Origin of the sequence: Candidatus Chloroploca mongolica, from assembly GCF_004762035.2 — a bacterium.
Lineage (GTDB): Bacteria > Chloroflexota > Chloroflexia > Chloroflexales > Chloroflexaceae > Chloroploca > Chloroploca mongolica.
In genome coordinates this window covers 1-6,067 of sequence record NZ_SIJK02000121.1, presented here as the reverse complement: position 1 = coordinate 6,067, position 6,067 = coordinate 1, and the positions used below count along the sequence as shown (strand labels likewise).

The 6,067-nt window shown below is 61.8% G+C and carries 3 protein-coding genes; all 3 read left to right on the top strand.

Annotation, left to right across the window (positions count from 1 at the left end; translation table 11 throughout):
- Positions 1–1,231 precede the first annotated feature (1,231 nt).
- Positions 1,232–2,113: an NAD-dependent epimerase/dehydratase family protein gene (locus tag EYB53_RS24840; protein ID WP_135482222.1), complete on the top strand. Its 882-nt coding sequence runs from the start codon at positions 1,232–1,234 to the stop codon at positions 2,111–2,113.
- A gap of 477 nt (positions 2,114–2,590) precedes the next feature.
- A complete protein-coding gene (locus EYB53_RS24835) occupies positions 2,591–3,085 on the top strand; it encodes a hypothetical protein (protein ID WP_135482220.1) in 495 nt (164 codons plus the stop codon).
- On the top strand, positions 3,075–6,067 hold a 2,993-nt coding region (locus tag EYB53_RS24830; RefSeq protein ID WP_205712770.1), incomplete at its 3' end, for a caspase family protein. The genes EYB53_RS24835 and EYB53_RS24830, both read left to right, overlap by 11 nt.

Here is a 6,067-nt window from a genome sequence, read left to right as displayed (position 1 = left end):
GGCAGCATGAGGCACACACCGGTACGTACACGCACCGGCAGGCACATTGGCCCAGGGGCACCGCATGGGGGGCCAGGGCAGAGGATGGGCAGGGCCGCACGCGGCATCAGCAGCCGCAGAGCCCACAACGGGCGCACCGCAACGCCGCCGCTGTACGCAGCGACGCCACGCGGGTTCACCGCACGACACCGCGAGGGCACCGGTGGAGACACAGGATGGGAGGCCCAAGCGGGCAGAAATGACCTCCGGGGACGGAGGCCAGGGCGAGGCTGCCGACCTGCACGCAGGTGGCGTCCGGGCAATGCTCCGGCCTATCGTCCGGGTGACGATTACCGGCTATCGGCTATCGAACGTGGAAACGTCCAGACCAGCAGGGCGTTCCCTGCGGTCATGCGGCCTGCAGCAGGACAGATGCTTCGTGATCGCCACGCCAACACGCCCAAAGGTGGAAGAAGGGGGTGTTCCGCGTGGGGAGCGGGAACCACGTGGCTGCCGAGGCCCGCGTGGGGGCAGTATAGCATGCTCGGCTGCGCAGCGGCAAGGTGAACGACGCCGCGAAGCATCCTCACACAAGTGCATCGCGAAGGCTCAGATAGCCCTCCCAGTGCTTCCCACTATGCTTGATTCTGCATTTCCGCCGACCTGATCACTGCTCGCCATACCCACTACGGTACACGTGCCCCACGACGCCCGCAAACAAGACGTTTCGGGCTAACACCGAAAGAAATATCTCGTCTTTGCAGCTACGCCTTCACACACGTGCTGAATAGCTTGTTCTGAGGAAAGCTACCGGTTGGTTGATGAAAATCAACCTGTAGCTCAAAAAAGACATGATCACAACCGGAATAAAAAAACAAGAGTCTTTCGCCCGTGATTGGTACATATCAAGTGTGAGCTAGGTTCCGATGATTCGGCCATTCCAACACATACTCACCGTCGTGATGGCCTCGGTTATCACAATCTGAACGGTCACCTGATATGCAGGGTTTCTGGAAACGGCACAAACATCAGCACCAAGGGCATAACACATGCGCACGATGACGTCCCAAGAGAACGACCCTTCGAGACATGTGTTTCATGGCGTTATCCCACTTCTTATCTAGATACGCAGGTGAAAGATAAAGGCAAAAGCATGCAGGAATCACCGTCTCATTCCATCCGTTCGAAACGTCATCAAGCCGCAACGACACGCTCTTTCTCCTTGGCTGCAGGTATTTTCGTACGGCGTCTGATGTTGCTCGTGTTGCATGCGACCCTGCAACACCCTGCTATCCTCCGCCTTATTGGTTGGTGTAATCGCCGCTGGATGTTTTTGGGTTCGGTCTTCCTCGTCTATGCGGCTAACGAAGAGTACGCATTAACGTATGCATCACCTCGGTACTATCCCCTCATGCGTTGGTCGCCCTGGATCGCTGGCGTACTGCGCCAGAATGGACGTTGGGCACTGATGCTCGTTGTGTCGAGTACAGAAAGAGATTTTACCAATCCAGCATCGCATCGCCACCTCACCGCTTTAGTCGAGGAAGTCGAACGGCTTCGACGGTTGGTCGGTGCCCCCCAGAAAACCTTTGCAGGGATTCTTCCTGGCGTCTTAGCACGCACGGGAATCCTCACAGACAGCCCTGAGGCCGAGGTCACACTCGTCGCTATCGTTCAGGCCGAACAACAGGTACGCGAAGCCACGGGCTATGCCGCTGATGTCCCAGTGATTATTCTGGGCGGTCGTGGCTTTATTGGCAAACGTCTCGTTGAACGCTTCACATCGTACGGTCGTAACACCTATAGTGTTGATGTGATTGATGTCGCATCCAATCCATGGCCCGCGCATCTCACGGGTCAGCCTGCTATCTTAATCAATGTAACCCGCAAAACTGCCCTCCGCGCCTACATTCCTCACTGCTGGCCCGCCCTCATCATCCTCAATGAAGTGTATCCTGAACCAGAGCCTGAGGAATTGGCAGCGCTGACTCGCATCGGGGCACCCGTCTACCATCTGGTCGGTGTCGCAGGAACTGCCTTTCCCCGTTTTCCCAAAGCCTATGCTGGAGCCATTCCATGCTGTGCAGCCCAACACCATCCCAAACTCCGTGCAGTGATCCGTCGTTTGGGATGAGCACACCTCGCACGGCAGGCATGGTCGGCCCAGCGCCCCCGCAGCGAGCCGCTGCGCCAGCGGCAACCTTGGTCGCGTTCACGGGGGCAGGGACGGAGGGAGTGATCAACCGTCCCAGCGATCCGCTACGTGGAACACTATGGATACCTGGTTCTAGCCCAGGCGTCCCTGATGACCTTGTCCACCAGTTGAACAGGGCGGTGCGCTCGACGAGCCTCGCGGCCCCCGCCCACCCAGATCCCGAGGCGTCCCGTGCCTGCCCCGGTCACGCCCCAGCATGGCCAGAACCACCCATGCCAGGCGTTCAGGCAGACGAAGACGGCCCGGTTGCGTGACGAGCACAGGGGTGACCCACCGCACAGATCGCCTAGCCACCCGTCCAACGGACTTCCTAGCTTGCCTCAGAGGGCCACGGCATGCTATCATAGCCCACAAAGAATCGATCATCCTGCGGATCACCCTTCAAGAGGCCATCTGATGAACTATCCACCGGTTGCCATTCCGTTACGCTTTGTTGATGCTGATCCTACGACGCCCGATCCGGCTGCGGTCGGTGCGCTTGCGCGTGGCACGGTCGGTGCGCTCCGTCAGTTGGGCACATCGGTTGAGCCGCAATCCACGGGGGCGAAGAGTGGGGCCGAGGTCTTTCTCTGGTTCATGGCCGCGGCAGGCGTTGCCCAAACTCTGGTGGCCCTCCCAGATTTTGCGCTGAAGGTGGCCCAACTCCTCACCGAAGTGAAGAAACTGAGCAACCCTCCCCCACCGACGCCAGCAACGCCACCCTCTGCAGGCGCACTGCTCATCGTGGTGATCCGCATCGCCGGTACCACCGCAACCCTCCCGGTCGCGACCACGCCGACGGATCACGACCTGCTGCACGATCTGCTGGCTCAAACCCTCCCCACTACACTTGACCCCGCCACCATCACCGTCGATGTCCAGGTGCCAGCAACGCCCCCCAATGAGCTCTGACCCCACCATGCCACCCCCCGAGGCATCACCCCCACCCCCCACCCGCCGCGCCCTGGTGATCGGCGTGAATGGGTCGGCCCGTGACTCGATGCAAGCACCCCTGGCTCGGGCAGAGGACGATGCGCGGCGACTTGCCGCCACCCTGGAAAGCCCAGCCTGCGGTTTTGCCGTCCAGCTCGTGACCGGGGCCGACGCGGAGGCCCCGACCCTCATCCGAGCGCTGCAGGATCTGCTCTACGAGGCCGCCGCGACCAGTGAACTCTTCGTCTTTTTCAGCGGGCATGCCGTACCAGTCGCCCGAGGCCCGCGTGACCAGGAGACCTTCCTCGTCACCAGCGATTTCGATCCGCAGCGGGCGGCCAAACAGCCCGAGCGCTATCTCACGCTGGGCTGGCTCTATGAGCAGCTCTATCGGCATAAGGAGGCCCGGAGCGTGATGCTCTTCCTAGATTGCTGCTTTGCTGGTGATATTGTGGGACAGGGTGATCAGCGGCTCCAGGTGGACTTCGGCGAGGTCATTGCCCAGTTTCGCGAGGGTCTGGCTGCGCAGACCATGGCCCGGTACCGTGACAAATTGCGGGTTCTGCTCCCCGTCGTCGGGCCAGGCCAGCAGGCACACGAGGGGGCCACCGGGAGCGTCGCAACCGCGCTCTTCATCGATCTGCTCAGCGGGACAGTCCCCCATGCACAGCTTGATGATGGGCGCGTCACGGTCGATCTGGTCATTGATCGGCTGCGCAAAGCGTTGCCGCACTTGCTAACCCCGCTTACCAGTGGGCAAGGACTCTGGATCCTGGCCGATCACCAAGCGGCGATCACGGCGGCCCGGGCTGCGGGAACCACAGACACGGCCCAGCAGCGTGCGCAGCGCCTCCGCAGCCTCCTCCACGACCACTCCGGCTTCCTGGCCAACCGCATGGAAGCCTTCGTCGGGCGTGAACAGGAACTGGCCGACCTTCGATCCCGCATCGCGGCGTTGCTCCCCAGCGGGGGCTACGTCACCATCACCGGCCAGGCAGGGCAGGGTAAGAGTAGCCTCATCGCACGCCTGATCATCGACGCGCTCGCCTTCACGGACCCCGCAGCCCGCACGGACAGTGCGGCAGTGCACGCCAAACTCCACGCGCCCGACCGCAACGTGCCCATCGGCCACTTTATTCCCTTTCACCCCGGGCCAGATCATCAGGTCGGCTTGTTGCGCAACCTCCTGGCGCGGCTCTGTCTAAGCTACGACCTCCCTACTTTCTATGCCACCGCAGAGAGCCGCCCCGCGCTCCGCGACTATCTTGCGACCGCCCTACGCGAGATCGCCGCCCAGGGGCACGAGGCCATCATCTACCTCGACGGCCTCGACCAGCTTGAAGAAGATCTCAGTGGCGTGCGCGACCTGAGCTTCCTGCCCGAAGAACCGCCCGTCGGCATCGTCTTCGTGGTCGGCACCCGCCCAAACGACACCCTCCAGCCCTTGGCGCTCCGCAAGCCCCAGCACACCTACGCGGTGCCGCCCCTCAGCCGTCGCGACTTCGACCTGATCTTGGCGCATCGTGGCGTGCGCCTGGACACATCGCTGGCTGACCGCTTCTACACCGCAATGGAGGCGAATGCCCTCTACCTCGATCTGGGAGCCAAGGAACTACGCGAAGACCACGCCCTCCCACCCGAAGCCCTCATTGCCCGGCTTGCCGCCGACCCGAACGCCATCTTCTCCATCAGCCTTGCGCGACTGAAACGCCACCGCCAGCAGTGGCGTGAGGTGCTGAAGCCAATCCTGGGCTTCCTCCTTGCCAGCCGCGCCCCGCTCAGCCAGCGGGCGCTCCGGGCGTTGGTGGGTGTCGACGACGACACCATCCGCGAGGGCTTGGCACGGCTGGGGGGCTTGCTGCAGCGCGACGGGGAAGGCCGCTTCAGCCTCTTCCACCTCAAATTCGGCGATTTTCTGCGCCAGCATGACGCCGAGCCAGCGCAGGCATACATCTTCGCCCGCGATGAAGCGGAAGCGTACCATCAACTGTTAGCCGACTGGTGTACCGGCGGGCGTGGTGGACTCGCCACGATCTGGGATGCCGCCCCTGGTGATGCCCTGGAACAGGAACGTCGCGCCTACGCCCGGCAGCACGTCATCGCCCACCTCGCGGCAGCCCGGAGCTATGCTGCCCTATGGGCCGTGATCGACGCAGGCACGTATAGTCAGGCCAAACGTCGTCATGATCCGAGCATGCGGAGCTATGTACTGGATCTCGATCTCGCACGGCAGGCCGTCCTCGACGAAGCTGGCGATGACCACAACCGGCAGGTGCATGCGCTGCCCCGCCTCTTTCGCTACAGCCTGCTGCGGGGCACCCTGACTAGCCAGGTAGATCGGTACCCAAAACCGTTGTTTATGGTTCTGGTAGCCCTGGGGCGAACCGGGGAGGCGATCAATCTAGTTGAAGTGATCAGTGATCCCGCAACGAAAATAATGAGCCTCTTTTTGATTGCCATCACGGCAGTCGCGCAGGGCGCATTGGAAGAGGCGCAAACAATTTGGGAACGCATCTGGTCAAGCCTATCGGTGGTCGCAGATGCTACGATACGTACGCAGATGCTGGTGGAATTGGCTGAGATATCGCTCTTGACATCACAGCAGTGGGAGAATCAGGGACCCGTTGAGGATGATTTCTTTCTTGATAAGTTGATGCAGGCGGATGTCCTAGCAGAGGCGTCAGGGCTATTGGCTAGGGCGAAGCCGTGGGAAGTTGCACGTTCGACTGCAGAGGACATTGCCAAGGCAGTGGTGCGAGGGGAACAGTTGACGAAGCTCGCCGAGTCACTTGCGACAGCGGAGCACCCTGCGGCGGAGGCGATTTTTACGGCGGCGCGAGCCATTATCGATGAGATCCCCGAGGCTGACGAGCGTGCGCAGGCACTAGTCGCCCTGGGGCGGACGTTCGCCACAGCCAAGCATCCCGCAGCAGAGGCCACCTTTCTAGCAGCACGAACCGT

What these genes read in the sequence shown, in the direction of transcription:
- EYB53_RS24840 (WP_135482222.1), top strand. Translation starts at nt 1,232, where the DNA reads ATGTTGCTCGTGTTGCATGCGACCCTGCAACACCCTGCTATCCTCCGC.
- EYB53_RS24835 (WP_135482220.1), top strand. Translation starts at nt 2,591, where the DNA reads ATGAACTATCCACCGGTTGCCATTCCGTTACGCTTTGTTGATGCTGAT.